The sequence below is a fragment of the Bifidobacterium xylocopae genome, from assembly GCF_003315615.1.
In the GTDB taxonomy this organism is placed as follows: Bacteria; Actinomycetota; Actinomycetes; order Actinomycetales; family Bifidobacteriaceae; genus Bombiscardovia; species Bombiscardovia xylocopae.
On record NZ_PDCH01000001.1, the window covers coordinates 1 to 24,734 of the forward strand.

The window sequence follows — 24,734 nt, forward strand, 5'->3', positions numbered from 1 at the left end:
CTAACATCACCCATCCAGTCTGTCATGAGCACTCAACGCGCAGTCTAGCTACACGTCGTCAGCCATCTGATCCTTCGCATGCTATCATCTCAGACGATTGTGCTGTAGTCGAGTCTGATCTGTTTGATGAGTCCTACGCCGCCCACGTAGATCTCCTCCTAAGCCTTGGTCGGCAGCGTCAGTGTGTATAAGAGACAGGGCCGATATGGGGGTGGGTTCATCCGTTCATGACGCAAGCGGCGCACGAATGTCGCTGACGGATCCATCTGCCCTGTTGACAAGACCGGAAGTGCCCGAATTTCCTACTTGCGCCTCACAAGCCCAGTTGTCCCGGCAGACCCGGCGGCTCCTTCCGCCCTGGCCTGCATGGTGCGGCGGTAGATGACCGCCATGCCCTTGAAGATCAGTTGGGGGTCGTACTCGTCGATCAGGTCGGTCTCGGAGGCGAATATGCGGCCCAGGCCACCGGTGACGATCACCCGGAAGTCCTCGGCCACCTCCTTGCGAAATTGGAGGATGATGCGCTCCATGCCGCCCAGGAAGTTGTAGTAGATCCCGGCCTGCATGGCATCCTTGGTGCCGGTCGCCAGGATGGTGCCCGGCTTGGTGATCTCCACTTCGGACAGTTGTGCGGTCTGCGACCACAGGGCCTTGGCGCCCGTGTCGATGCCCAGCGTGATGAGTCCGGAGCGGATGGCGCCGCGCGCGTCCACATAGTTGAAGGTGGTTGCGGTACCGAAGTCGGCCACAAGGAGCGGGCCGCCGTACACCTCGTGCGCTCCCACGCAATCAGCCAGGCAGTCAGCACCCAGGGAGCGGGGATCGTCCAGGCGGATGTCGACGCCGGTCCGGACCCCAGGTCCCACCACCATCGGCTCCACCGACAGGTAGCGGATCACCGCCGCCCGGAAGGAGTGCATGGCCTTGGGCACGACCGAGGCGATGATGACGCCCTCCGCGTCGGCCGCCGCGAACCCGGCCAGGCGCAGGAAGCCGGACAGGATCATCCCGTATTCGTCCGCCGTCCGCTCCGCCCGGGTGGAGACCCGGTAGGAGGCGGCCACCCGACCGCCCTCCATGAACGCGATCACCGTGTTGGTGTTGCCGATATCGACCGCCAGCAGCATGCCGGCCTCCTTGTCGTTCACCCGATCCTGCCTAACAGCTTGCCTCGGCTATCATTCTACGGCCGGGCCGGGGGCCAAAGGGGCAGCGGTGTCCTAGACTGGTGGCAGGTGGCCGACCCCTCCGGCGGCCAACCGGACACAAGGTGGCATATACGATGAACGCTCCCAGCCAGGGCGCGCACGCGGGAAGCGGCGCGACCCCAGGACAAGCGGGCGGTGCGCCGGGCCCCGGACCCAGCACCGACCCGGTCCTCAACCAACGCCTGCGCGACCCGAGGCGGGGCAATGCCTTGCCCTGGCGAATCCTGAGTCTGTTCCTGGCCCTGGCCCTGCTGGCCTCGCTCTGGGGCTGGCGGCGGTCAGTGGTCGGCGGCGGGGCGGCCCAGGCGGCGCCGGCGCGCGCGGACAACCTGAGCGTGGGGCTGAAACTGGCGCCCGCCAACCTGGACATCCGCAACCAATCCGGCTCCGCCCTGGACCAGGCCCTGGTGGGCAACGTCTATGAGGGGCTCCTGGAGCGCGACGGGCACAACCGCGCCCGACCCGGCCTGGCCGAGAGTTGGCGGGTGAGCGCCGACGGGACGACCTACACCTTCCACCTGCGCAAGGGGGTCAGCTTTTCCAATGGGGACAAGCTGGATGCCGAGGACGTGGCATGGTCGATCAACGAGCTGGAGACCCGCGGCTACCACGACGCCAACCTGGTGCGCAACTTCCAATCCGTCACCGCCCTGGACGCCTCGACAGTCGAGCTGCAACTGAGCGCCCCCTACGCGGACCTGCCCTGGGCGCTGACCGGCAGGCCCGGGCTGGTCTTCGACCGGCGCGCCCGGTACGACCCCAAGACCCAAGCCGTTGGTTCCGGGCCGTACCTGGTAGACCGGTTCGTGCCCAACGATTCGCTGACCCTGAAGGCCAACCCGCGATACAGCGGCCCCCACAGGCCGGTCACCCCCACAGTCCGCCTGCGCTACCTGACCGATGACAACGCGGCCGTGAACGCCCTGAAATCCGGGGATGTGCAGGTCCTGGCGCCCATCACAGCCACCCTTGCCGCCCCCTTCAAGGCGGACTCCGCTCACTACCGGGTGGAGGTCGGCGACGGGACCGACAAATATGTGCTTGCATTCAACGGCAAGGGGGCCAAGACCGGCGACATCAGGGTCCGTAAGGCCATCCGCCACGCGATCGACCACGGGCAGCTCATCGCTTCGCGCGGAGGCAGCGACCTGGCCTTGGGCGGGCCTATCACCAGACTGGACCCGGGCTACCAGGACCTGACCGGCCTGTACCCCCACGACCCGGCCAAGGCCAAGCGGCTCCTGGCACAGGCGGGTTACGGGCCGGACAAGCCGTTGGCGCTCACACTGACCTACGCGAATACATACGGCAGCGAACTGGGCGACCAGCTGCGCTCCCAGCTCAAGCCCGTAGGTATCGACCTGACCGTGCGGATGGTGGAGTTCTCCAGCTGGATGCAGACCGTCTACACCAATCACGACTATGACCTCTCGCTCGTGGACCACTCCGAGAGCCACGACTTCGGACAGTGGGCCAACCCCGACTACTACTACGGCTATGACAGCCCGGAGGTCCAGGGGCTCTACCGGCGGGCCCAGGGGGCGCGCACGAGCAAGGAGAGCGAGCGGCTGCTGGCCCAGGCGGCCCGGCGGGTGAGCCAGGACGCGCCAGCCGACTGGCTGTTCAACTACAGGATCACCACCGCCATGCAGGTCGGGGTCTCCGGTTTCCCGCTGGCGCTCAACCAGACCTACCTGCCCCTGTGGGACGCCTCCTGGCGGCCCGGCGCACGGCAGGGATAGGAGGGCACATGCGATTCCTGCTGCGGCGGCTCCTTCTGTTCGCTCTGGCGCTCCTGGGGCTCTCCCTGGTCATCTTTGCGGCCCTGCGGGTGCTTCCCGGGGACGTGGCCACCATCATGGCCGGGCTTAACTCGCCGCCCGAGCGGGTGGCGGCCCTGCGTGCCCAGCTGGGGCTGGACCGGTCTTTGCCGCGGCAATACGCCGATTGGATGAGCGGCCTGGCCCGGGGTGATTTCGGTCGGTCCATGCTGACCGGGCAGCCGATCGGAGCGCAGGTGATCTCCCGCGCTGTGATCACCTTCCCGCTGATTGGACTGGGGTTGGGGCTCGCCCTGCTGATCGGTGTGCCCCTGGGTTGTGTGTCCCTGATGGCGGGCAGCCCCCGCCTACGGTCCCTGAGCCATGTGCTCTCCATCGTCGGCGGTTCCATCCCGGCCCTGTGGGGAGGGCTACTGCTGATACTGCTTCTGTCCAGGGGGGTGGGGCTGCTGGGGATCCTGCCGGCGCAAGGCTTCCCCGACCTGGGTTGGTCGGATCCCGCGAGAGCGTGGGCATCACTGGTCTTGCCCGCTCTTACTCTGGGCATTCTCGTCGGCGCCAGCCTGATGCGGTACACCCGGTCGGCCCTTGGCGAGCTGGCCGATTCGGGCCGTATCGACCTGGCCCGCGCCTGCGGCATGACCCGCAACGAGGCCCTGGTGCGTGTGGGTCTGCGCCTTGTCTTGCCCCAGCTGGTCTCTGTAGTGGGGCTGACCTTCGCGGAGATGATCACCGGTGCCATGGTGGTCGAGAACCTGTTTGCCCTTCCGGGCCTGGGTTCTGGGCTGGTGACGGACCTGGGCGGGCGGGATCTGATCGCCGTGCAGAGCGAGCTGTTCATGCTGGCCGCCTTCTTTCTGGCGATGGGTCTGCTGGTCGATCTGCTCCACCGGGCCCTGGACCCCAGGCTCAAAGCAGCGCCGGGCTCGGGGGAGGCGGGAGCATGAGTATGGATATGCGCATGAATATGCATGCTGGTAAAAGCGTTGCAGGACAAGAGCCGCCGGGTGGTGAGAGCCCGACCTCCAGCCGCTTGCGCCGGGCCTGGCAGCGGGCCCGCTTTGTGGTCCGCGCGGTCTGGGCCCAGGGGGAGGGGCGGTTCGCCATGACCGTTCTGTGTCTGTGGATCCTGGTTTCCCTGGTCTGCCTGGCCTGGACCCCCTGGCCCCTGTGGGCCACCGACGGCTACCGGGTCTGGCAGACGCCCTCGCGCGCCCACCCGCTGGGCACTGACGGAACCGGGGCCGACGTGCTGAGCTGGCTCCTGGCCGGATCGGCCACCAACCTGGCCATCTGCCTGCTGACCGTGGTCCTGGCCGGCGCCCTGGGCAGCCTGCTCCTGGCCGCCACGGTCTCGCGCACCCCGGCTTTGGCGGGTAGTTCCACCGTGGTGGTCGATGCCCTGATCTCCATCCCCACGGTCCTGATCGCCCTGATCCTGGCCGTGCCCATGGGCTCCTCGGCCCTGGTCATCGTCCTGGCCTGCGGCATCGGTTACGGGCTCAACCTGGCGCGTGTCGCCCGTCCGGCCGCCCTCCTGGCGGCAGGATCGGACTATGCCCTGTCCGCCCTGTCCTCGGGTGCCTCCGGCTGGCGGATCCTGACCCGGCACATCCTGCCCAACGCCCTGCCCGCCATCGCCGTGCAGCTCTCCCTGTCGGCCGGCAGCTCGGTCCTGGCCGAGGCGGGGCTCACCTACCTGGGCGTCGGCGTGCCATCCGGCCTTCCCTCCTGGGGGCATTCGCTGACGACTTCGGTCAGGTTGGTCAACGTCTACCCGCTGACCGTCCTGTGGCCCGGACTCGTGGTCACGATCGTGGTGGTCTCCCTCAACCTCTTCGGCGACGCACTGCGCGAGGCCATCGATCCGGCGTCCAACCCGGCCCTGCGCCAGGAGGCGGTATGAGTTTGCATATCGACAACCTACGGGTCCAATTGGGTGATGTATTTGTCGTCCGCAGTGCCGGCCTGGAGGTGGGCGTCGGTCAGCGGGTGGGACTGATCGGCCCTTCCGGCTCCGGCAAATCCATGATCACCAAGGCCGTGCTGGGCATGCTGCCACCCGGCGCGCGCGCGTCCGGTTCCATCCGCTTCTTCGGGCAGGAGCTGCTGGGGCTGGACGAGCGGGCCATGGCCGACCTGCGCGGCTCCTACATCGGCACGGTCTTTCAGAATCCAGGCGCCTCCCTGAACCCTGTCCTGACCGTGGCCAGGCAGGTCGAACTGCCCCTGCGGCTGCACTACCGGCTGAGCCGGGCTGAACGACGGGAGCGTGTGGCGGACATGCTCGCCCGGGTGGGTCTGACCGCGGACCTGGCCGGCAAATATCCGGGGCAGCTTTCGGGCGGCCAGCAGCAGCGGGTGGCCATGGCCACGGCGCTCGTCACTGCCCCCAAGCTGATCGTGGCTGACGAGCCCACTACGGCCCTGGATTCCATCACCCAGCGTCAGATCATCGATCTGCTGGTGCGGCTGGTGGATGACACGGGCGCTTCACTCTTCTTCATTACCCACGACTTCACGGTATTGGAACGCGCCTGCCGGTACTCGTACGTCCTGGACCAGGGCCGGGTGGTGGAGCACGGCCCCACGGACCGATTGCTGGCAGCGCCCCGGGAGCCGCTGACCCGCCGGCTGGTGGAGGCTGCTGATGCGCTGACCTTGCGTGCGGAGGATTCGGGGATTTCGGAAGACCACAGACTGCGGCCGGAACCGTTCCTTCAGCCGAGCTTGCACGATCCCAGGGGGAGGGGAAACGAATGATGGGCAGTGAAGCCATGCCACTCCTGCTCGGGAGGGATATATCCAAATCGTTCGGCCGGGGAAGGGGCCGCCGGGCGGCGCTCACCCAGGTGTCCCTGAGCCTGCAATCCGGCGAGTGCCTGGCTCTGGTGGGAGGCTCGGGATCTGGCAAAACCACGCTCTCACGTATCCTGCTGGGCTTGGAGTCCCACGACACCGGTTCGGTGCTTTACCGTGGGCAGGAGGTCGACGGGCGGCGCAGCGCGGGCTACCGGGCCCTGCGCCGGGAGTCGGCACTGGTCTTCCAGAACCCCTTCGCTTCCCTGGACCCGCGCTGGCCGGCCTTGCGCTCCATCGGTGAACCCTTGCGCATCCAGGCCAGGCGCCTGGGGCTGTCGGAGGGGCAGATTCGGAGACGCTCTCTCGAAGCCCTGGAACAGGTGGGATTGGAACCGGCGTCATTCGCCGGCCGTTATCCGGCGGACTGCTCGGGCGGCCAGGCCCAGCGGCTGGCAGTGGCAAGGGCCATCGTCTCGCAACCCAAGCTCTTGGTCGCCGACGAGCCCATGTCATCTTTGGATGTATCTGCCCGGCTGGGCCTGCTCGATACCTTCCGCTCCATCCGTGCGCTGCGACCGCAGACAGCGATTGTCATGGTCTCGCATGACCTTGGTGTGGTCCAGCACATGGCCGACCGTATCCTGGTCCTGCAGGAAGGTCGGGTGGCCGAGGAAGGGCCCACAGGGCGAGTGCTCGCACAGCCTTCCTGCCCATACACGCGCTCGCTGATCGCCGCCGCCTCCCGGTGAATGCCGCCCCCTGCGACGGTGCTCCCGGGCGGCGGTTGTACACAATGCGACCGCCGGGGCCGCATTCGTGCACATCGCTGAGAGAGAATGCTCCTGGCGGGTACACGCCATAGACTGGTGGATTATGACAGGCATGGACCAGGCGCTCGCATCGCTCAAGCAGTATTTTGGCTACGGATCCTTCCGTCCCGGGCAGGAAGGCCTCGTCTCAGCCATTCTGGGGGGCCGCGACTGCCTGGGCGTCATGCCCACCGGTGCCGGCAAGTCCATCTGCTACCAGATCCCCGCCACGATTCTGCCGGGCGTCACCATAGTGGTATCGCCGCTGGTGTCGCTGATGCGAGACCAGGTGGACGGGCTGGAGGATGCCGGCATCAAGGCGGGCTTCGTCAACTCGACCCAGAGCCCGGACGAGCAGGCCATGGCCCTGGCGGAGGCCGCGCAGGGGCGGGTCAGGATCCTGTATGTGGCTCCGGAACGCCTGGCCGCACCACGCTTCCTGGACTTCGCCCGTCGTGCCGACATCGCGCTGGTGGCTGTCGACGAAGCCCACTGCGTCTCCCAGTGGGGGCAGGACTTCCGGCCCGCCTACCTGGGCATCGGCGACTTCATCGCCCAGCTGCCGGATCGGCCCACCGTAGCCGCTTTCACCGCCACGGCCACCGAACGGGTCCGCCGCGATATCGTCGCCATGCTGGACCTGCAGGACCCATACCTGGCCGTGACGGGGTTCGACCGCCCCAATCTTTTCTTCGACGTGGTCAAGCTCGAGACCCGGGCCAAGAACCACTGGGTCCTGTCATACGTCAAGGAACATGGGCAGGAGTCGGGAATCGTCTACTGCGCCACCCGTAAGGAGACCGAGGCCCTGGCCGACGAACTCAACGCCGCCGGGTCGGCAGCCGTCGCCTATCACGGGGGTTTGGGGGCGCAGGAGCGGGACCGGGCCCAGTCCGCCTTCGTCAATGATGAAGTGCAGGTGGTGGTGGCCACCAACGCCTTCGGCATGGGCATCGACAAGTCCAATGTGCGCTACGTGATCCACCACAACATGCCCGAATCCATCGAGGCCTACTATCAGGAGGCCGGCCGCGCGGGGCGTGACGGTGAGCCCGCCCGTTGCACACTCCTGTGGAACGAGTCCGACATCGTGACCCGCCGCCGCCTGCTCGACATGGACTCCGGCAACGACCGCCTCTCCGGCGAAGAGGCGGAGGCCGTCAAAGCCGGCCACCGCCACCTGCTGAACACGATGATCGGATACTGTCGGACCACCTCCTGCCTGCACACATACATGCTGAGCTATTTCGGTGAGGAGGTCGCTCCATCGGCCGCCGCCGTTTCACCGGCCGCCGCGGGGGACGGGGACGGACCTGACCGCGGGCGGGGGTGCGGCAACTGTTCGAACTGCCTGTCCACCTTCTCCACCATCGATGTCTCCGACCTGGCCCGGGCCATCTCCCGCTGCGTGCACGATGTGGGACAGCGCTTCGGCTCAGGAAAAGTCGTGCAGGTGCTGGCCGGCTCGAAATCCCAGGACCTCATCAGTCGGGGTCTGGACCGTTGCCCCTCATACGGGAGTCTGCACGGGGTGGGGGTGGCGCGCATCCGAGACGTGCTCAACCAGATGGCATCCGACGGTTATCTGGCGATCACCGAGGGGCGCCTGCCCCTGGTTCAGTTCGGCCCGAAGGCTGCACAGACCGTCAGCCCCGATTTCCACTACGAAATCAAGCAGGTGCGCAGGCCCAAGTCAGAGACAAGCGCACCCGGCAAGGTATACGGACGCACTACGGCGCTCGCCGCAGGCGACGGCGAACCGACGGAGGAAGAGGAGCGGCTCTTCCAGGATCTGCGCCGGGTCCGCACCGGCATAGCCCGTGAAATTGGCAAGCCGCCCTATATCGTATTCTCCGACAAGACCCTGCGAGACATGTGCCGCAGGCGGCCCACCAGCGACGAAGCCTTCCTGGAGGTCTCGGGCGTCGGCGAGCACAAGCTCGAACTCTACGGTGAACGGTTCATGGAGGCTATCCGTGACTTCGACTAGGCGCGGTCCGGCCGCCAGATAGGGGAGGACACCTACTATGGAGGCTGAGGAAACCACCGGAGACAACGAAAGGAACCCATCATGGCCGACAAGCCGCTGGTAGAGAGCTTCCAACTGGACCACACCAAGGTCAAGGCGCCGTATGTCCGTCTGATCGACGAGGAGCAGGGTCCCAACGGGGATGTCATCTCCAACTATGACCTGCGCCTGGTCCAACCCAACGAGAACGCCATCCCCACGGCCGGGCTGCATACGATCGAGCACACCATAGCCGTCCTCCTGCGTGAGCGCATCCCCGGCTACATCGACTGCTCGCCCTTCGGCTGCCGTACCGGCTTCCACCTGCTGGCCTGGGGCCGTCACTCCACCGAGGAGGTCGCCAAGGCCCTGAAGGAGTCCCTGGAGTTCATCGCGAACGAGGCCACCTGGGAGGATGTGCCCGGTACCGAGATAACCTCCTGCGGCAACTACCGCGACCACTCCCTCTTCTCCGCGAAGCAGTGGAGCCGGGACATCGTGGATGCGGGGATCTCCTCCGACCCCTTCGAGCGCAAGGTCGTCTGAAACCGGGGTCGCATGGGCGGGCGTGGGCTTTCGGGCCCGTGTCCGCCTTGCGCATGCCCGGGGTAGTATAACGGCCGCAACCGCCACCATATCCCCGGGTTCGCTCAGTGCGGACGGGCTGCATCCGGCCCGCGGTGGCCGTTAGACTCGTCCTCGGCAATACGACCGGCGCCCACAAGGCCCTGGTACACATGGCAGAAAGAGGTGTCCTTTGCAGGCTTCCAACCCAGCGCAGCGTTGGCTGCGTCACGCCACGATGGACGATGTCGCAGCAGTCACGTCCGTGCTCGACAGGGCCCGGCAGGCCATGGTCGAGGCCGGGAACCCCAACCAGTGGGGGAGTAAATACCCTGATTCCGAGACCATCACCGGTGACATCCAGGGCGGCCATGCCATCCTCCTGGTCGATGACGCCGCCGCAGATCCGTCCGCCACTGAAGGCGCCTCCTACAGGCGGCCCGAGATGGATGAGCGACGCGGCGAACACGAGCGCGTGATCGGCGTCTTCGCCCTGTTCGATGAGCCGGATCCCTTCTACAGCAGGATTGACGGGGCTTGGCTGGACGATGACCCTTACATGACCATCCACCGCATGGCTTCCTCGGGGTTGGCCAAGGGCGTCGCCGGCGACATGCTCGACTGGTGCATGCGTCACTACAGCAACGTGCGTGTGGACACCGGCTACAAGAACCATGCCATGCAGCACATCCTGGAGGCCCACGGCTTCACCCGCTGCGGGGAGATCGCCATGCCCGGCGCCGACGATCCGAACATGGAGCTGGAGCGCGTGGCTTATCAACGCCACGACCGCTGACGGCGGCCCGACCGGGCCGGGCGTTTCGTGTCGGTATCGTCACGGTCCCGGCCCATTCGGCATGTCCCGGCCCAGCCCGTCGCACAATGAACAACATGAGTGAGAACGCGGCCCCGCAGTGGGATTTTTCATCGGAAGAGGGACGGAAGAACTATCAGCGGGCCCTGAGGGCATACCCCGGTCAGGTCATCGTTGATCTGGCGGCGCTCAAATCGAATATGGGACAGCTTGTCAGCAGGGTATCCGGCTCGGGTGCGGGCGTCATGGGGGTCATCAAGGCCGATGCATACGGGCACGGTCTGATTCCCACCGCGCTGGCGGCGCTGGCCGGCGGGGCGACCTGGCTGGGGTCCGCCCAGCCCCGCGAGGCCCTGCTGCTGCGCCGGGCCGGTATCGGGGTGGACCGCTGCCGAATCCTGGCCCTGATGTACAGCGGGCCCTTCGCCCCCCTGCAGGAGCTGATCGCCAACGACATCGACATTTCCGTAGGTTCCCTGACCGGCATCGGGCAGGTGGTCCGGGCCGCCGAAGTGTTGGGGCGTCCGGCGCGGGTGCATGTCGAGGTGGAGACCGGTTTCGGACGCAACGGATTCACGGCCGACAGCTTCGACCGGGCCCTGAAGGCGCTCCGGTCGGCTGCCGCCCGGGGAAGCGTCGAGGTTGTGGGTCTGTGGAGCCATCTGGCTGTGGCCGACATGCCCCAGGTGCCGGGGTTCGTGGCCTCCACCGATGCACAGATCGAAGCGTTCGGGGACTTCACCGACCGCATGCGCGCGGCCGGTCTTGAGCCCCAGGTGCGCCATCTGGCGAATACGGCGGCCACCTTGACCCGCCCCGCGATTCACTTCGAGCTGACGCGGCCGGGCATCGGCCTGTACGGCTATGAACCCGACCCCTCGATGGGGGATCCGGCGTCATATGGACTGACTCCGGCGATGACCCTCCAGGCCCAGCTGGGCACTGTCAAGGATCTGCCGGCCGGCCATGGGATATCCTACGGGCGGGCCTATCTGACCGGGCGCGCCACCTCCACCGCCATCATGCCCCTGGGATATGCGGATGGCATCCACCGTTCCGCTTCCGGTTTCGATGCTGAGGGAGCCATGGGCCGTGAGCATGCCGGCGGCCCTGTGCGCCTCATGACCGGGCATGGCCCCAAGCTGGTGCGTGTCTCCGGTCGGGTCTGCATGGACCAGTGTGTGCTGGACCTGCATGGCCTGGCCGCCGACCTCGGCGTATCCGAGGGCGATACGGTGATCCTGTTCGGGCCAGGGCGGGGCGAGGCCTATGCGGAGCCGACGGCAGACGACTGGGCCCGCTGCGCCGGAACGATCAGCTACGAGATTTTCACCTGTCTGCGAAACCGCATCCCCCGCCTCTACCTGCACGCGGCCCAAGTGCTGCCGCCGGAGGACCTGCGCCTGCTCGACCCCGGCTCCATTCTGTGAGCGCCGATCGGTCCCGGGCCGTCGGGCTTCCCCGCTCCGTACGGGGGATTGGCCCCGACCCCTTGCATACCGTAGCCAAAGGTGGTGTGATGAGGTCATGAGCACATATACAGGCAAAGAACCCAGTAATATCAACTACACAGCGGTGGCAGAAGTGACCGGCGGCCGAAACGGACACGCCGACAGTCACGAGCCAGACCTTTCGCTCGATTTCGACACTCCGGTGGCCATGGGCGGAAAAGGCCAGGGGACCAACCCGGAGCAGCTCTTCGCCCTCGGCTGGGGCGCTTGCTTCCAAAGCGCCATGGGCATGGCCGGCAAGGAGCTGCGCGTGGCGGCCACCAAGCTCGCCCGTTCCAGGGTGCGCACTTCCATATCCCTGGGCGACGAGGGCGAGTCCTTCGGCATCAAGGCCAAGATCGAGGTGAGCCTGCCCGGCGTCGACAAGGAACTCGCCCAGCGCCTGGTGGACCGCACCCAGGAACTCTGCCCCTACTCCAAGGCCACCGCCGGCAATGTCCCGACTGAGGTGCTTGTGGTCGATTCGATCGACTGACATATCCGTCCATCGCCGCAACCGGCCCGGTCGCTCGCGGCCCCGGGTGCCTGGTCGCGGCATGATGCGTTTCAGGAGGCTTCGATGAACACCACAGCCGATGGTGAGCAGGTCCTGAGCGCCGAAGGCTACCAGGAGGCGGACGAGGAGCGTTGGGCGCCCGAACCGCCCAAATCCCGGAACCGCACCGCCTTCGAACGCGACCGGGCGCGCCTGGTCCATTCCTCGGCCCTTCGAAGGCTTGGAGCCAAGACCCAGGTGCTGGTGGCCGGTTCCGACGATTTCGCCCGCACCCGTCTGACCCACACCCTGGAGGTCGCGCAGATCGGTCGGCAGATCGGTGTGATGCTGGGCTTGGATCCGGATGTGGTGGATTGCGCCTGTCTGGCCCACGATCTGGGGCACCCGCCTTTCGGCCACAACGGTGAGCGAGCCCTGGCACAGATCGCCTCGTCCATCGGTGGTTTCGAAGGCAATGCCCAGACCATGAGACTGCTCACCCGTCTGGAACCCAAGATCTTCCATCCGGACGGTCGCTCGGCCGGCGTCAACCTGACCCGGGCCGCCCTGGATGCGGCGGTCAAGTATCCATGGACCCTTGACGAGGCACGTGAGCATCCCAAGGGCGAACGCAGCCTCAAATACTGCGTCTACCCGGATGACGAGGAAGTCTTCCGCTGGCTCAAGCAGGGCGCGCCGGCAGCAAGCACGCCCATGGAGTGCCAGGTCATGGACCTGTCCGACGACATCGCCTATTCGGTCCATGACGTGGAGGACGCGATCGTGGGCGGTTCCTTCAACCCCCTGGCCCTGGCCGACCCCCGGGTCATGGACGGCGTCGTCCGTGCCGCCCGCTCCTGGTACGGGCAGCGCTGGGACGCCGACCTGCTGTTGGAGGCGTTGGAACGCATCAAGTCCAAGCTCCCCATCCATTTCAACGGCTCCCGTCGGGCCCTGGCCCAGCTGAAGAACATGACCTCCTCCCTGATCGGCCGCTTCGCCGACTCAGTGGAGCGGGCCACCCGGGAGCGTTACGGGGACGGACCCCTGGTGCGGTATTCGGCCTCGGTAGTCATCCCCGGACCGACATCCTACGAGATAGTGGCGCTTAAGGGGATCGCAGCCTATTTTGTGATGGAACCCCGTGAGCGGGAGCCCTTCCATGAGGAGCAGCAGCGGATCGTGACCGACCTGGTCGACGTGATGCTGGCCGATTCGCCACGCCCTTCCCAGGCCTTGGAGAACGCGTTCCTGGAGGACTGGGATCAGGCGGTCAACGATGACGAGCGCCTGCGGGTGGCCATCGACCAGGTGGCATCCATGACCGACGGTTCGGCGATGGCCATGCACTCCCTGGTCTGTTCCTGAGACGCCCGCCGACGGCCCTTACGTCCAGGGCCAAGGGCCGGCTGGCTCTTCCGAACCCGCAGGTAGTCTGGTTCCTATGGTCGGCATGATTAAGAAGGAAGACATCGAGAAGGTGCGCGCCACCGCGGACCTGTATGACATCGTCTCGGCGACGGTGACGCTCAAGGTCTCCGGGTCGGGCACCTACATGGGTCTGTGCCCTTTCCACGATGAGAAGACGCCTTCCTTTTCCGTACGGCCTTCCCTGGGGGTCTGGCACTGCTTCGGCTGCGGCCTCGGCGGCGACGTGTTCGACTACATCGAGCACACCGAGAACGTCGAGTTCGGCGATGCCATCGAGATCCTGGCGGACAAATACCACATCGAGCTCCACTATGAGAATTCGCGGCCGTCGGGCCGGAAGGGGTCCACCCGCTCCCGTCTGCTGCAGGCCAACGAGGAGGCGCAGCGCTTCTTCGTCTCCCAGATCATGACGAAGGAGGCCCTGGCGGCCCGCAAACTGCTGGGCGGGCGTAACTTCTCCCAGGCGGACTGCGCATACTTCGGCTGCGGCTATGCCCCCAGGGGCTGGGACAACCTGGTGCGTTACCTGTCCGGCAAGGGCTTCACCTACCAGGAGATGATGGATGCGGGCCTGGCCCGGCGTGGGCCACGGGGGGTCTACGACTACCTGCGCGGACGGGCCACCTGGCCCATTCGCGACTCGGCGGGTCGCACCCTCGGCTTCGGTGCCCGCCGCCTCTACGAGGACGACAACATCCCGGCCAAGTACCTGAACACGCCGGACACGGAGCTTTACCGCAAGAATCAGGTCCTCTACGGGATCGATCTGGCCAAGAAGTCAATCGTCAGGAACCGGCGTGTGGTCATCGTCGAAGGCTACACGGATGTGATGGCCTGTCATCTGGCCGGCGTGGACAACGCGGTCGCCACCTGCGGTACGGCCTTCGGAGAGGAGCATGCCAAGATCGTGCGCCGGCTCATCTCCGACGACGCCCTGGGTGGCATCCAGCTGGTGGGACCGGTCAACGGCTCCCGGGTCATTTTCACGTTCGATGGGGATGCGGCGGGGCAGAAGGCGGCCTTGCATGCCTTCTCCCTGGACGGTTCCTTCCTGACCCAGACCTTCGTGGCGGTGGCCCGGGAAAACCTGGATCCCTGCGACCTGCGCATCAAGTATGGGGACGAGGCGGTGCGCTCCCTGGTCGAGGGCGCCACGCCCTTGTACGACTTCGTGATCGATACGGCCGTCGGCATGTTCGACACCCAATACACGACCGGGCGCATGGGGGCGATCAAAGCCGTGGCGCCGGTCATCGCCCAGATTCGCGACCGCTCCCTGGTGGACATGTATACCCGCAAGACAGCCCGCCGTATAGGCGCTGACCTGGATCTGCTCGCCCGTGAGGTGCGAGGGGCCCGGCGTTCCCTGCAGGTGCGTGATGAGGATGCCTACGCACCCCGCCGCCGCTTCCAGGAACCCCGGCGCAGACCCGAGGCGAACCCATACGCCGATCCGGGTGCCCGCCAGGCACTGATGAGTCAGGACGCCGCCAACCAGGATTACTACCGGATCGACGATTCGGTCTTCATCTGCGAGCAGCAGTTCATCGGCCTGCTCATCCAGCTGCCCCGTGCCATCGACCCCACCTTCTTCGACAAGCTGTGCGACGAAGACTTCGATGTGCCCCTCTTCCGCTCCCTGTACCAGGCGGTCATGGCGGCAGGTGGCCTGCCGGAGGCGGATGTGCCCCAGGGGCTGTGGATGCACAACCTGACCAAGGCGGCAGGCCCTCTGCTGCAGTCGGCCATCAACGAGCTGGCTGTCATGCCCTTGCCCCTGCCCCAAGCCGAGAACCAGGAGCCTGCCCCTGCAGGCGGTTTTGGGCCTGGCAGGGGCGGCGGGCAGTCGTCCGAGGGCCAGGGGGTTGGCACGCAGGAGCAGCCGGCGCCCAATGCGGCTGCGGTTCAGCTGCGCCCGGCCCGGCCGGAGGAGAAACAGTACGCCACAGAGCTTCTGGTGAGGCTCCTGGATGCCGGTTACATGCGGCGGATCGCTGCCAGCAAGCGGCGGATGAACCAACTGCCGGATGGGCAGGAGAAGTTCGACCTGCTCGGGCAGATCACCCGATTCGAGGCGGCACGTAAGGACCTGCAGGACCAGATCTACAACAACGCGGTCTGAGGCATGGACCGGGCCTGCCCATACGATGGAGGGCATGAGCGAACAAGAGCGGGCAGCCGGCCCCCTGCCCAGGGCCGTGTTCTGGGACATGGATGGCACCCTGATCGACAGCGAACCTTACTGGCATGCCTCCGAGATGGAATTGGCGAACAGCCACGGCTGCCGCTGGACCGAGGACGACGGCTGGCGGTGTTCCGATACGCCGGTGGTCCAGGTGGCATCAGCCATGCGTAAGCGAGGTTTGGATCTGCCGGTCGAGCGGATCCAGGCGATGATCGAGGAGGGTGTGGCCCGGCGCGAGCGCGAACGGATGCCCTGGATCCCCGGAACGGTCGAACTGCTGGAGGCCCTCTCCCGGTCGGGCGTGCCCTCGGTACTGGTCACCTCGTCGCCGCGGAGCATAGCCGAAGCGGTCGTGGCGCATGCCCCGGATGACGTCTTCATCGGCTTCACCTGCGGCGACGACGGTCTGCCCATGAAACCCGATCCGGCCCCCTACCTGCATGCCGCCCGGATGGTGGGTGTCGGGCCCGGGTCAATGGCCGGGTGCGTGGTCTTGGAGGACAGCATCTCCGGGCTGGAAGCGGCCGCCGCATCCGGTGCCACAACCCTGGCTTTCACCGGCGCCACGCCCGGCGCCATTCCCGACGGCCCCCAGTTCGCTTCCTTCGACTCCTACGCCGGTATCACACCGCAGGTCTTGGGGGAGTATGCGTTCCGCAGACAGGCTGGCGGACAGGCGTGACTCGCCAGCCGTATACGGCCGTGGACGCCGACCGTCCCCCGGTGGCGCCCACAATGGAGATGGGAAGGATGGCCGGGCCTTCAGGGCTTGCCGGCCCCTTGGGCACCGTGTCTGCTAGAGCTCCTTCCTGCGGATGATCAGGGCCGAGCCGACGATGGTGACCGCGAGCACGCCCACCGAGACACCGATGTAAGGCCATAGGTCACCCACCTTGATGAGGGACAATGCCACGTTCATGGCCACGTTGATGAAGTCCACGTACTTGAGCCAGGACCAGTGGGCGAACACCGTCAGCATGGCCACGGCAAGCGGCCAGACCACCACGAAGACGGCCGGGATGATCGTCGAGCCGGTGGCGACCAGGAGGATGATCCCCAGGCTGAAGGTGACCGAGATGAAGAAGGCCACGGCGATGGTCATGATCGCTATGTCCCCGGCAAGCTTACCTGCGCTCTCGCCCAGGCCGCGTCCGGTGGCCAGGCTGGTTGCCAGGCAGGTCAGGTAGTAGACCAAGGTCAGGCCCAGCAGGTCGATCAGCATGACCGCGTACTTGGCGCCGATGAACTGCAGGCGGGAGATGCCGGAGATCAGCGTGTTCTTATAGGTCTTCTGGGAGAACTCGTAGCCGATGACGATAACGAAGAGGGCTATGTCGAAGTAGAGCAGGACCGAGGTGGACATGGTCAGCGCCTTGACGCCGGTCAGGACCGACCACGGCGAGTGGGCCATCTGCTCCATCAGCTGGCTGGTGTTGCCTTCGGAGACCATCATGCCGCCCACCTGCTTGGTCAGGGTCAGCAGGACGCTGAAGCCGATCGTGGCGGCGAGCAGGACATAGCAGCCGATCGTGTGCGCCTGCCGGTAGAAGTCGGCTCTCATCTGGTTGATCATCGGTTCTCGTCCTCTCCGCTCGTGCCCTGCTGGTTCGGTTGCTGATCGACCCGCAGCTCGTCCGGGCGCCCGTCCGCCCGTTGCCGATCCATCTGCCGCTGCTCGGCCAGCAGGTTCAGGTAATACTTCTCCAGGGACCCCTCCTGCCGGCTGAACCCTTCGACCAGCACGCCTCCCTGTACCAGCATCAGGTTGATGTGGCCGGGGTCGGCCCCGTCTGAGCGGATGAGCAGGTGGTGGTCGTCGTTCACCTCGAAGGGGCCGATGCCGGCCCGGTCCAGGATCCGCGCAGCCAGTGGCGCCTGGTCCACGCTCACCAGGAGTCCGGCCTGGTTGGCGGCGTCCAGCTCGGGGCGGGTGAGCTCCTTGACCATGTGCCCCTGGTGGATGATGCCGAAACGGGTGGAAACCTGGTAGAGCTCACTCAGGATGTGGCTGGAGATGAGGATCGTGGTCTGCCGCTCCTCGTTCAGCCGCTTGAGGAGCTGGCGGAACTCCATGATGCCCGAGGGGTCCAGTCCATTGATGGGCTCGTCCAGGATCAGGAAATCCGGGTGGTGGAGAATCGCCATGGCCAGCCCCAGGCGCTGCCGCTGCCCCAGGGAGAGGTGCCTGGCCTTGGTTCTGCGCTTCTCGGCCAGCCCTACGAATTCGATGGCCTCGTCGATGTCCCGGCTGTCCGACAACCCATGCTGGATGGCGGCGAGCTTGAGGTTCTGCGTCACGCTCAGGGAGCCGAAGGCCGCGGGGCTTTCGATGACGGCACCTATTCGGCTCAAAGCACGTTGGCTGCGGCCGATGCGCTGTCCCAGGAGGTCGATGGATCCGGTCTGCATGGGGCTCAGGCCGCAGATCAGTCGCATCAGTGTGGTCTTGCCGGCACCGTTCTCGCCGATGAGTCCATAGATGTCGCCCTTGCGGACGGCCAGGCTGACGTTGTCCAGGGCCGTGAACCGACCGAACCGCTTGCCTACGCCGCGGATGTCGAGCGCTGTACCAATCATGCGCTGTCCTTTCTGTTCGCTTGCAGGACTTAAGCGTATGGGCCGTTTCTCAAGCGCTTTGCTAATAAACCGTTAAGAAAAGCTAAAGTTTCGCCGCCCTCCGAACGGCGGGATAGAATGCCCTTGTTCCAAGGAACAGGCGAAGGGAGCCGGATGGCGAGGATTCTGGCCGTGGAGGACCATCAGGAGATCCAGGATCTCCTGGCTGAGGTCCTCGGTGCCGACTATGAGATCACCCAAGCCTTGAGCGGGCCGGAGGCGATAGCCAAGTTCAGTGAGCAGGAGCCGGATCTGGTGCTCCTGGACTTGATGCTGCCAGGGGTGACCGGCGAGAGTGTCCTGGGGTGGATCCGCAAGGTTTCGGCAGTGCCGGTCATCGTCCTGACAGCCGTGCAGGACAAGGGCCGGACCGTTGCCTTGCTGAAGAAGGGCGCCAACGATTATGTGACCAAACCCTTCGACATCGACGAGCTGCGCGCGCGGGTGGAGGTCCAGCTGCGAGGCAGGGACGGAGCTCGGCAGGAGGAGGGGCGATGCCTGTCCTATCAGGAGCTCAGTCTGGACCCCGACACCCACCAGGTCAGCCTTGGCGGTCGGACTGTGCCTCTGCCGAAAAAGGAGTTCGCCCTGCTGGCCATTCTGCTCAAACGGCCCCATCAGGTCTTCGACAAGGCCAGCCTGTATGAAGCGGTCTGGGAGCAGCCGTACAACAACGCGGAAAACACGCTCAACGTACACTTGAGCAACCTGCGTACCAAGTTGAACGAAGCGGCCGGTGAAGGCCGGTTCATCGTCTCGGTCTGGGGGATCGGGGTGCGACTTGTCTGAAAGGCGCCTTGTGACCGGAACGATGCGGGTGAAGGCTGGACTGGTCCTTGATCTGACCGGCAGGGGAGGGTCCGCTGCGCCCGGCCGACCCCACAGGCATGGGGGTGCGTGATGGTCATGATCGTCCTGCTGGCGCTCGCCGTGGTCGCCGCCCTGGCATTGGCGGTGGGCCTGATCGTGCTCGCTGGTGACCTACGGCGGATCATCAGGGATTTGGAATACATCAACGAAGGTGCCACCAACGCCACGGTCACCACCAACACCGGGTTCGGACCCACCCGGCGGCTGGCTGAAACGGTGAACGCGAACCTGGCCCAGACCCGGCGGCTTCGGGAGCAGGAGTTCAACCAAGAACTGCGCATCCGCCGTATGCTAACCAACCTGACCCACGACATCAAGACCCCGCTGACCGTTGCACGCGGCTATGTGCAGCTGTTGGGGGAGCGGGCCGGGGAAGCGGGGGCGGATGCGGCTCCAGGTGCCGGTACGGGTGCCGACGCCTGGCGTAAAGCCGCGTCCAGCCTGGATTCAGTGGACTATTACCTGCATTATCTGATGGATTTTACCTTGATTCAGGAGAAAAGCGGGGGTCTGAGCCTGAGCCAGGTGGACCTGTCCGCCCTGGTCCAGGATGACCTGTTCGCCGCCTTCGACCAGTTGACCGCGCGGGGGGTCACGGTCGAGCCCTCCATCGAGCCCGGCATCAGGCTGACCAGTGACGAGACCCTGCTTCACCGCATCGTGCAGAACCTGATTGGCAACTGGCTCAAGTATGCCAGCGGTATGGCCCGGATACGTCTGGGGGCCGAAGGAAAAGGTCAGTTTGTACTCGTCTTGGAGAACGAAACTGACCAGCCATATGTTCCGGCCGACAGGCTCCGGTTGCGGTTTGCCACCACCGCAGACCGACAGCCTGACTCGGATGGCACCGGTCTGGGCCTCAGCATCGTAGCCTCCCTGGCAGAGACCCTGGGCGGTCGAATGGAGTTGGAGACCCGGCCTGGGCATTTCCGGGTCACAATCATCCTTTGCAGCCAGGAAGCGCCGGTTACAGGTTGAGAGTCGCATATGCCGGATGGTCAGCTGGGACCGGATGCCGGCGTTGGCCTCCATGGAGCAGGCGCTCGCCTGGTGAATCGGCCGGACCAAGATCGCCGTTGCCAGCTGGCCCAAGCCGGTTCCATCCCAGCCGGCCTATCCGACCTGCATGATGTTAAGCCCCCCCCCCCCTCCCGGCGATGCCGTGCCTTGAGGGGAGGGCATTTCGTTTTACAGGAGCTCGGCCAGGGCCTGGGCGTCTGCGGTCCTGGTGGCCCAGGAGGTGGCGAAGCGGATGACCGTGTGGTCGGCGTCCTTGCGTTCCCAGAAGTCGAAGTTGACCTGCTGGCGCAGGACCTCCATCCGGCTGTTCTCGATCACCACGAAGGTCTGGTTGGTGGGTGAGTCGATGAAGAACTCATAGTCCTTCTCACGCAAGGCCTTGCGGATGATCTCGGCGGTGTCGATGGCCTGGTGGGAGATGCGCGTGTACAGCCCGTCGGTAAAGAGGGCGTCGAACTGCACTCCGAGCAGGCGCCCCTTGGCCAGCAACCCGCCCCGGCGTTTGATGAGCGTGCCGAAGTACTCGGGTGCGTCGGCCTTGGGGAAGACCACGGCCTCGCCGCACAGGGCGCCCACCTTGGTGCCGCCGATGTAGAACACGTCCGCCAGGTTCGCAATGTCCTCCAGGGTCACGTCCGTGCCGGGGGCGACCAGTCCGTACCCCAGGCGCGCGCCGTCGATGTAGAGGGGAATCTCGTATTGCTGGCAAATGTCATGCAGCTCGGTCAGCTCGGCCTTGGAGTAGAGGGTGCCGTATTCGGTGGGCCAGGAGATGTAGACCATGCCGGGAAAGACCATCTGCTCGTGGTTGGCGTCGGCCCAGAAGGTCTCCAGGAACTCGCGCAAGGCGGGGGCGGGCAGCTTGCCGTCCACCTCCGGGATGGTCAGCACCTTGTGGTCCACGGCCTCGATGGCGCCGGCCTCGTGCATGTTCACATGGCCCGTGCTGGCCGCCACCACGCCCTGGTACTGCTTGAGCAGGGTGGAGATGACGATCTGGTTGGTCTGCGTGCCGCCCGAGATGAAGAAGACCTGCGCGTCCGGCTTGCCGCAGGCCCGGGCGATCCTCTCCGCCGCCGAGCGCGTATAGCGGTCCTTGCCATAGCCGGGCAGCTGCTCCATATTGGATTCCACCAGCGCCCGCAGCACCTCCGGGCAAGCCCCCTCGGAATAATCATTGACAAAGTTCAACATCTTCCGTGTCCTTTCGTCGAGGTTTTCCCTGCCGCCGGTGTACCTGCGGGTCCCTGCTCGTCCGGCGGAGCAGACACCACCTTATGGTTTCTGCCATTCTATCGGTGCGGTTCATCCGCCGGGCTGCCATGGGTTTTGGGTGGTCAGCGGAGACTGAATTGTTGCGCAGAGCAGTTTCCCTGTCACTGCCGATTTGGTCTGGCCGAGCGAGGGGCTGAGTCGGGGGCGTTCCTGGACTCAGCGCGCCGGTTGCCGCCTGCTGTTGACGGATTTTGAGGATATTCGAAAATTCGTTCGAATGATGCTATGCTGCTTTCACTGCCTGAGCCGGATCGAGGTTCACATGAACGTGATTATCTTCCATGGGTCCACACCCCACGCCAGTGCCGACTGCTACTGGTACCGGGGCTTGGCGGAAACGCGCAAGGGCTGGGAGATGGATGCCGCCGTCGCGGAATTGCCCCTGCTGGACAGGGAGCCCTTGGAGTATTCATTGCGCAAGTTCCGGGACTTGGGACTGCCCGTCGATGGCGGGACTGTCCTCATCGGCCATTCTGCGGGCACCAACCTGATCTTCTCCCTGCTGGAGCAGGTAAGCAAGCCGGTGCGTGCCACGTACTTGGTAGCAGGCTACTGCAGCCCCCACCCAAATCCGAGCCTGACTCTGAAGGACTCATACGACTGGCCGCGCATCAAGGCCAACGCTGGCGAAGTCTATCTGTTCAACTCCTTCAATGATCCCTTCAACTGCAACGAACTCCAAGGCAAACTCCTCTTCGACCACCTAGGCGGCACCCTCCTCCTCCGTAACCACGGCCACTTCCTCCAGACCCGCCAACCTCTGCTCCTCAAGCTTCTGCTCCCATTAATCCCTGTAAATCTCAAATGCCCGGACGATTTGCCAAGCCGGTCAACCACTCCATATGAAACGACTGATTATTGATAGCGGGCGGTCTACAGAAGTTGACAAAACGGTGTTTTACTCAAGCAAAGCGAGTCCGCTAACACGTTAGAGGCGTTAGAGGAGTATGAGTTTGAAGGTGGGGTGGCTAACGCGGCTCGAACGCGCGACCTCCTGAACCACAATCAGGTGCTCTACCGACTGAGCTATAGCCACCATGTGCATCTGACGCTGCGTGCAGCGTCGTGCAACGAACAATTACTCTACACTATGCCCTAACTTTTTGCCTCTCCTGTCGTGTTGCGCGTGCTAAGCCGCGTCGTCTGCGATGTCTGACATGCACCATGGCATCGGCCCGGCTGCCTGGGTTTCACGAATCTGCGGCTACCGGTCTGGCTGCCTCGCCAGGTCCGGCCGTCTTGTGCAATCGTTGAAAGCATGGGTGCGGTTATCCGGCTATCTGGGTGAGTCCTCCCGTTCGTCAGGCACACTTAATGCCCCTTCCTACCCTCATCTGCTGTCAGTCCGATTGCTCGTAGGATGGGCCGGTAGGCATCCTGCAGGTCAGCTAGGCGCATGGCTGCATTCGCCGGACTGGTTGAAGGCAGGCGCGTCACAGGGATGCTTGGTCCGTCCTCCGGCAGACCTGGCTCGATCAGCTGCCGGTAAAGTCTGGTGGCCATGGCCCCGGTGGTGAAGACATGCGTGATGGTGGCGCTCCGCAGGATTGGTGTCAGGTCGTTGGGAACGGCGTTGCTGATGCTGGCGTCCCGAGCCCCTTCGATGTCACAGGAGGCTATCACGTCCCACAGCGCTATGCGGTGTCTGTGCAGGAAAGCCGCTCGCCCGGCCGGATCCGGTCCAATATGTTCTTTGAACAACCCTTCCATGACAGGCCAGAAACGGTTGTGTGGGTTCATATAGTAGAAGCCGGCTTCACGCGACCTGGGACTTGGCACGGACCCGAGAAGCAGTACACGGCTGTCCTCATCCCAGAGCGGTCCGAAACCGTGTTCCACGCGGGTCATAGCGGCAATTCAAGCACAGAGCCTGCGGCAAGGGCAAGGGCGAACACCGCAGCCGACGAGGCGAATTCAATCAGGCCGACGTATTTGACCGGCAGTCTTGGCGGTGCGAGGGGAGGGACCAGGGCGGCCCGCAGCGTCGGAGCAAAGGCAAGCAGAAGAGGCCAGACGCCGAGGACGGGGACCGCCAGCGCCATGAAAGCCGGCAGGATCAAGCTCCAGGCCACGGACAGAAGGTAGTAGCCGCGGCTGCCGCGCTCGCGGATCATGGTCTTGACGAACAACACCGATCCGAACTCGCCGATGGCGAAGATCAGTGTGGCTGCCTGGGCGGATCCAAGGGCCTCGCGGGGAAAGAATCCATCAGCGAAGCAGTTGACGCCAGGGTTCGTCCGGCATGCCCAGTAGCCACCCCATCCGTGTTCCAGGGTGGGTCCGGCGACTGGTGAACCGCCCAGAGACGCTGCGATCGGGCAGATCCCGCAGGCGGCAAGCACAGCCGTGGCGTTGCCCCACAGGCTGCGTTCCTGGTGATGGTGGGCGGCCAGGAATGATAGGCTGCCCAGGATCAGGTATGCGGGTACCCAACGCAGTAGGCCCGGCGCACAAGCCAAGAGGGCCAGACCGGCTGCGATCGTCAGTCCGCCGTAGGCGGCGGCCGGTGCCTGGTAGCGGACCGCACGACGGGAGAAGAACCAGCGGGAGATGGCGAACTGGGCGCAGTAGCACAGGATCCAGGCCAACAGCAGCAGGATGGCCCGCCAGGAGGGGCCGTTGAGGACGAGTCCCCCCAGGGCTGGCAGAAGGGCCATGGCCCAGGCACCGGGCTGGGTCGGCAGCCAGAGGCGGATTAGATGGCGGCCCCGGGCGGATAGGCCTCTTGCGTAGGCCATGGATGCCTCCCCTGCAGAGAATGAATAGGGACTTTCCCCACTGTATTGCCAGGGTGGCTGGCGGGCAAGGGGTATCAGGGCTGGGACAGAATGCCTCATGCCTCAGTCTTGTAGCGGGGCCGGGAAGGGGGGCCTAGAATTACGGCAGGAGGTGCTTGTGCATGGCGGAACTGCGCATCAAGCGGGTGTATGAACGGGCCGAGGGGACGGACGGGACACGGGTGCTGGTGGACCGGCTCTGGCCGCGGGGAATGTCCAAGGACAAAGCCCGGCTGGACCTGTGGCTCAAGGAGATCGCCCCCAGCTCGCAGCTGCGCAAGTGGTGGGGGCATGACCCCTCCGCATACGCTGAATTCGTCCGACGGTACCGGGCCGAGCTGGACGATAACCCAGAGGCCGTTGCCCGCTTGGGGGAGCTGCTGCGTACCCGCCCGGTGGTCACCCTGCTCTATGGGGCCAAGGATTCGAAACTCAACCAGGCGGCCGTCCTGCGCGACTACATGGAGGTCCGGGCCGGAGACTGACACCGATGGCATCAGTTGCCACAACCCGCATTTCCTCGCTGGTGAAACGGCGTGAATCGTGCTATGGTGAATACCTGTATGTGCCAGCGGCATGCCTTATGTG

At 65.2% G+C, this 24,734-nt stretch carries 23 protein-coding genes and 1 tRNA gene; 17 read left to right on the top strand and 7 right to left on the bottom strand.

From position 1 onward, the window contains the following. Nucleotides 1-302 precede the first annotated feature (302 nt). On the bottom strand, nucleotides 303-1,127 hold the full coding sequence (locus tag CRD59_RS00005) for a type III pantothenate kinase (RefSeq protein ID WP_113852787.1): 825 nt from the start codon (nucleotides 1,125-1,127) through the stop codon (nucleotides 303-305). Between the two features lie 155 nt (nucleotides 1,128-1,282). Between CRD59_RS00005 and CRD59_RS00010 the strand changes: the two genes are divergently transcribed. From CRD59_RS00010 to CRD59_RS00070, 13 genes are all read left to right on the top strand, one after another. Beyond that, nucleotides 1,283-2,950 carry an ABC transporter substrate-binding protein gene (locus CRD59_RS00010; RefSeq protein WP_113852563.1) on the top strand — a complete coding sequence of 556 codons (1,668 nt, stop codon included), beginning with the start codon at nucleotides 1,283-1,285 and terminating at the stop codon, nucleotides 2,948-2,950. Nucleotides 2,951-2,958: 8 nt separating this feature from the next. Continuing rightward, complete coding sequence (locus tag CRD59_RS00015; protein WP_113852564.1) at nucleotides 2,959-3,936, top strand: ABC transporter permease; 978 nt, start codon at nucleotides 2,959-2,961, stop codon at nucleotides 3,934-3,936. A gap of 20 nt (nucleotides 3,937-3,956) precedes the next feature. After that, nucleotides 3,957-4,895, top strand: a complete 939-nt coding sequence (locus CRD59_RS00020; RefSeq protein WP_113852788.1) for an ABC transporter permease — start codon at nucleotides 3,957-3,959, stop codon at nucleotides 4,893-4,895. Continuing rightward, complete coding sequence (locus CRD59_RS00025; protein WP_113852565.1) at nucleotides 4,892-5,752, top strand: ABC transporter ATP-binding protein; 861 nt, start codon at nucleotides 4,892-4,894, stop codon at nucleotides 5,750-5,752. The genes CRD59_RS00020 and CRD59_RS00025 overlap by 4 nt, the downstream gene beginning before the upstream one ends. Beyond that, complete coding sequence (locus CRD59_RS00030; RefSeq protein ID WP_113852789.1) at nucleotides 5,752-6,540, top strand: ABC transporter ATP-binding protein; 789 nt, start codon at nucleotides 5,752-5,754, stop codon at nucleotides 6,538-6,540. The genes CRD59_RS00025 and CRD59_RS00030 overlap by 1 nt, the downstream gene beginning before the upstream one ends. 124 nt (nucleotides 6,541-6,664) lie before the next feature. Continuing rightward, nucleotides 6,665-8,590, top strand: a complete 1,926-nt coding sequence (locus CRD59_RS00035) for a RecQ family ATP-dependent DNA helicase (RefSeq protein ID WP_113852566.1) — start codon at nucleotides 6,665-6,667, stop codon at nucleotides 8,588-8,590. Between the two features lie 81 nt (nucleotides 8,591-8,671). Further along, nucleotides 8,672-9,154: an S-ribosylhomocysteine lyase gene (locus tag CRD59_RS00040; RefSeq protein ID WP_201736504.1), complete on the top strand. Its 483-nt coding sequence runs from the start codon at nucleotides 8,672-8,674 to the stop codon at nucleotides 9,152-9,154. A 256-nt stretch (nucleotides 9,155-9,410) separates the two neighbouring features. Then, nucleotides 9,411-9,968 carry an N-acetyltransferase gene (locus CRD59_RS00045; RefSeq protein WP_113852790.1) on the top strand — a complete coding sequence of 186 codons (558 nt, stop codon included), beginning with the start codon at nucleotides 9,411-9,413 and terminating at the stop codon, nucleotides 9,966-9,968. A gap of 95 nt (nucleotides 9,969-10,063) precedes the next feature. Continuing rightward, nucleotides 10,064-11,416, top strand: coding sequence for an alanine racemase (gene alr / locus CRD59_RS00050; RefSeq protein WP_113852568.1), 1,353 nt, complete (start codon nucleotides 10,064-10,066; stop codon nucleotides 11,414-11,416). A 97-nt stretch (nucleotides 11,417-11,513) separates the two neighbouring features. Continuing rightward, entirely contained in the window at nucleotides 11,514-11,972 is a 459-nt protein-coding gene (locus CRD59_RS00055; RefSeq protein ID WP_113852569.1) for an Ohr family peroxiredoxin, read from the top strand. Nucleotides 11,973-12,056: 84 nt separating this feature from the next. Continuing rightward, on the top strand, nucleotides 12,057-13,340 hold the full coding sequence (locus CRD59_RS00060; protein ID WP_113852570.1) for a deoxyguanosinetriphosphate triphosphohydrolase: 1,284 nt from the start codon (nucleotides 12,057-12,059) through the stop codon (nucleotides 13,338-13,340). 76 nt (nucleotides 13,341-13,416) lie between these two features. After that, complete coding sequence (dnaG, locus tag CRD59_RS00065) at nucleotides 13,417-15,525, top strand: DNA primase (RefSeq protein ID WP_113852571.1); 2,109 nt, start codon at nucleotides 13,417-13,419, stop codon at nucleotides 15,523-15,525. A 34-nt stretch (nucleotides 15,526-15,559) separates the two neighbouring features. Further along, entirely contained in the window at nucleotides 15,560-16,270 is a 711-nt protein-coding gene (locus tag CRD59_RS00070; RefSeq protein WP_113852572.1) for an HAD family hydrolase, read from the top strand. A gap of 114 nt (nucleotides 16,271-16,384) precedes the next feature. Here the strand turns inward: CRD59_RS00070 and CRD59_RS00075 are convergent, their stop codons facing one another. Both CRD59_RS00075 and CRD59_RS00080 read right to left on the bottom strand, forming a co-directional pair. After that, a complete protein-coding gene (locus CRD59_RS00075) occupies nucleotides 16,385-17,161 on the bottom strand; it encodes an ABC transporter permease (RefSeq protein WP_113852573.1) in 777 nt (258 codons plus the stop codon). Beyond that, nucleotides 17,158-18,165, bottom strand: coding sequence for an ABC transporter ATP-binding protein (locus tag CRD59_RS00080; RefSeq protein WP_113852574.1), 1,008 nt, complete (start codon nucleotides 18,163-18,165; stop codon nucleotides 17,158-17,160). Before CRD59_RS00080 ends, CRD59_RS00075 begins: the two co-directional genes overlap by 4 nt. Nucleotides 18,166-18,318: 153 nt before the next feature. Here CRD59_RS00080 and CRD59_RS00085 point away from each other — a divergent pair, with 153 nt between their 5' ends. Together CRD59_RS00085 and CRD59_RS00090 are read left to right on the top strand one after the other, a co-directional pair. Further along, a complete protein-coding gene (locus CRD59_RS00085; RefSeq protein WP_113852575.1) occupies nucleotides 18,319-18,993 on the top strand; it encodes a response regulator transcription factor in 675 nt (224 codons plus the stop codon). A gap of 111 nt (nucleotides 18,994-19,104) precedes the next feature. After that, a complete protein-coding gene (locus CRD59_RS00090; RefSeq protein WP_113852576.1) occupies nucleotides 19,105-20,052 on the top strand; it encodes a sensor histidine kinase in 948 nt (315 codons plus the stop codon). Nucleotides 20,053-20,262: 210 nt separating this feature from the next. On the opposite strand, the gene CRD59_RS00095 is transcribed toward CRD59_RS00090, so the two are convergent. Beyond that, a complete protein-coding gene (locus CRD59_RS00095; RefSeq protein ID WP_113852577.1) occupies nucleotides 20,263-21,288 on the bottom strand; it encodes a threonine aldolase family protein in 1,026 nt (341 codons plus the stop codon). A 343-nt stretch (nucleotides 21,289-21,631) separates the two neighbouring features. On the opposite strand from CRD59_RS00095, the gene CRD59_RS00100 reads away from it, so the two are divergent. Continuing rightward, nucleotides 21,632-22,231 carry a hypothetical protein gene (locus CRD59_RS00100; RefSeq protein ID WP_201736505.1) on the top strand — a complete coding sequence of 200 codons (600 nt, stop codon included), beginning with the start codon at nucleotides 21,632-21,634 and terminating at the stop codon, nucleotides 22,229-22,231. Between the two features lie 98 nt (nucleotides 22,232-22,329). On the opposite strand, the gene CRD59_RS00105 is transcribed toward CRD59_RS00100, so the two are convergent. From CRD59_RS00105 to CRD59_RS00115, 3 genes are all read right to left on the bottom strand, one after another. Beyond that, nucleotides 22,330-22,405: transfer RNA gene (locus tag CRD59_RS00105), tRNA-His, on the bottom strand. A 275-nt stretch (nucleotides 22,406-22,680) separates the two neighbouring features. Next, nucleotides 22,681-23,217 carry a DNA-deoxyinosine glycosylase gene (locus CRD59_RS00110; RefSeq protein WP_113852578.1) on the bottom strand — a complete coding sequence of 179 codons (537 nt, stop codon included), beginning with the start codon at nucleotides 23,215-23,217 and terminating at the stop codon, nucleotides 22,681-22,683. Continuing rightward, nucleotides 23,214-24,107, bottom strand: coding sequence for a YwiC-like family protein (locus tag CRD59_RS00115; RefSeq protein ID WP_161522233.1), 894 nt, complete (start codon nucleotides 24,105-24,107; stop codon nucleotides 23,214-23,216). Before CRD59_RS00115 ends, CRD59_RS00110 begins: the two co-directional genes overlap by 4 nt. A gap of 161 nt (nucleotides 24,108-24,268) precedes the next feature. Here CRD59_RS00115 and CRD59_RS00120 point away from each other — a divergent pair, with 161 nt between their 5' ends. Continuing rightward, nucleotides 24,269-24,631 carry a DUF488 domain-containing protein gene (locus tag CRD59_RS00120; protein WP_113852580.1) on the top strand — a complete coding sequence of 121 codons (363 nt, stop codon included), beginning with the start codon at nucleotides 24,269-24,271 and terminating at the stop codon, nucleotides 24,629-24,631. Nucleotides 24,632-24,734: the final 103 nt, after the last annotated feature.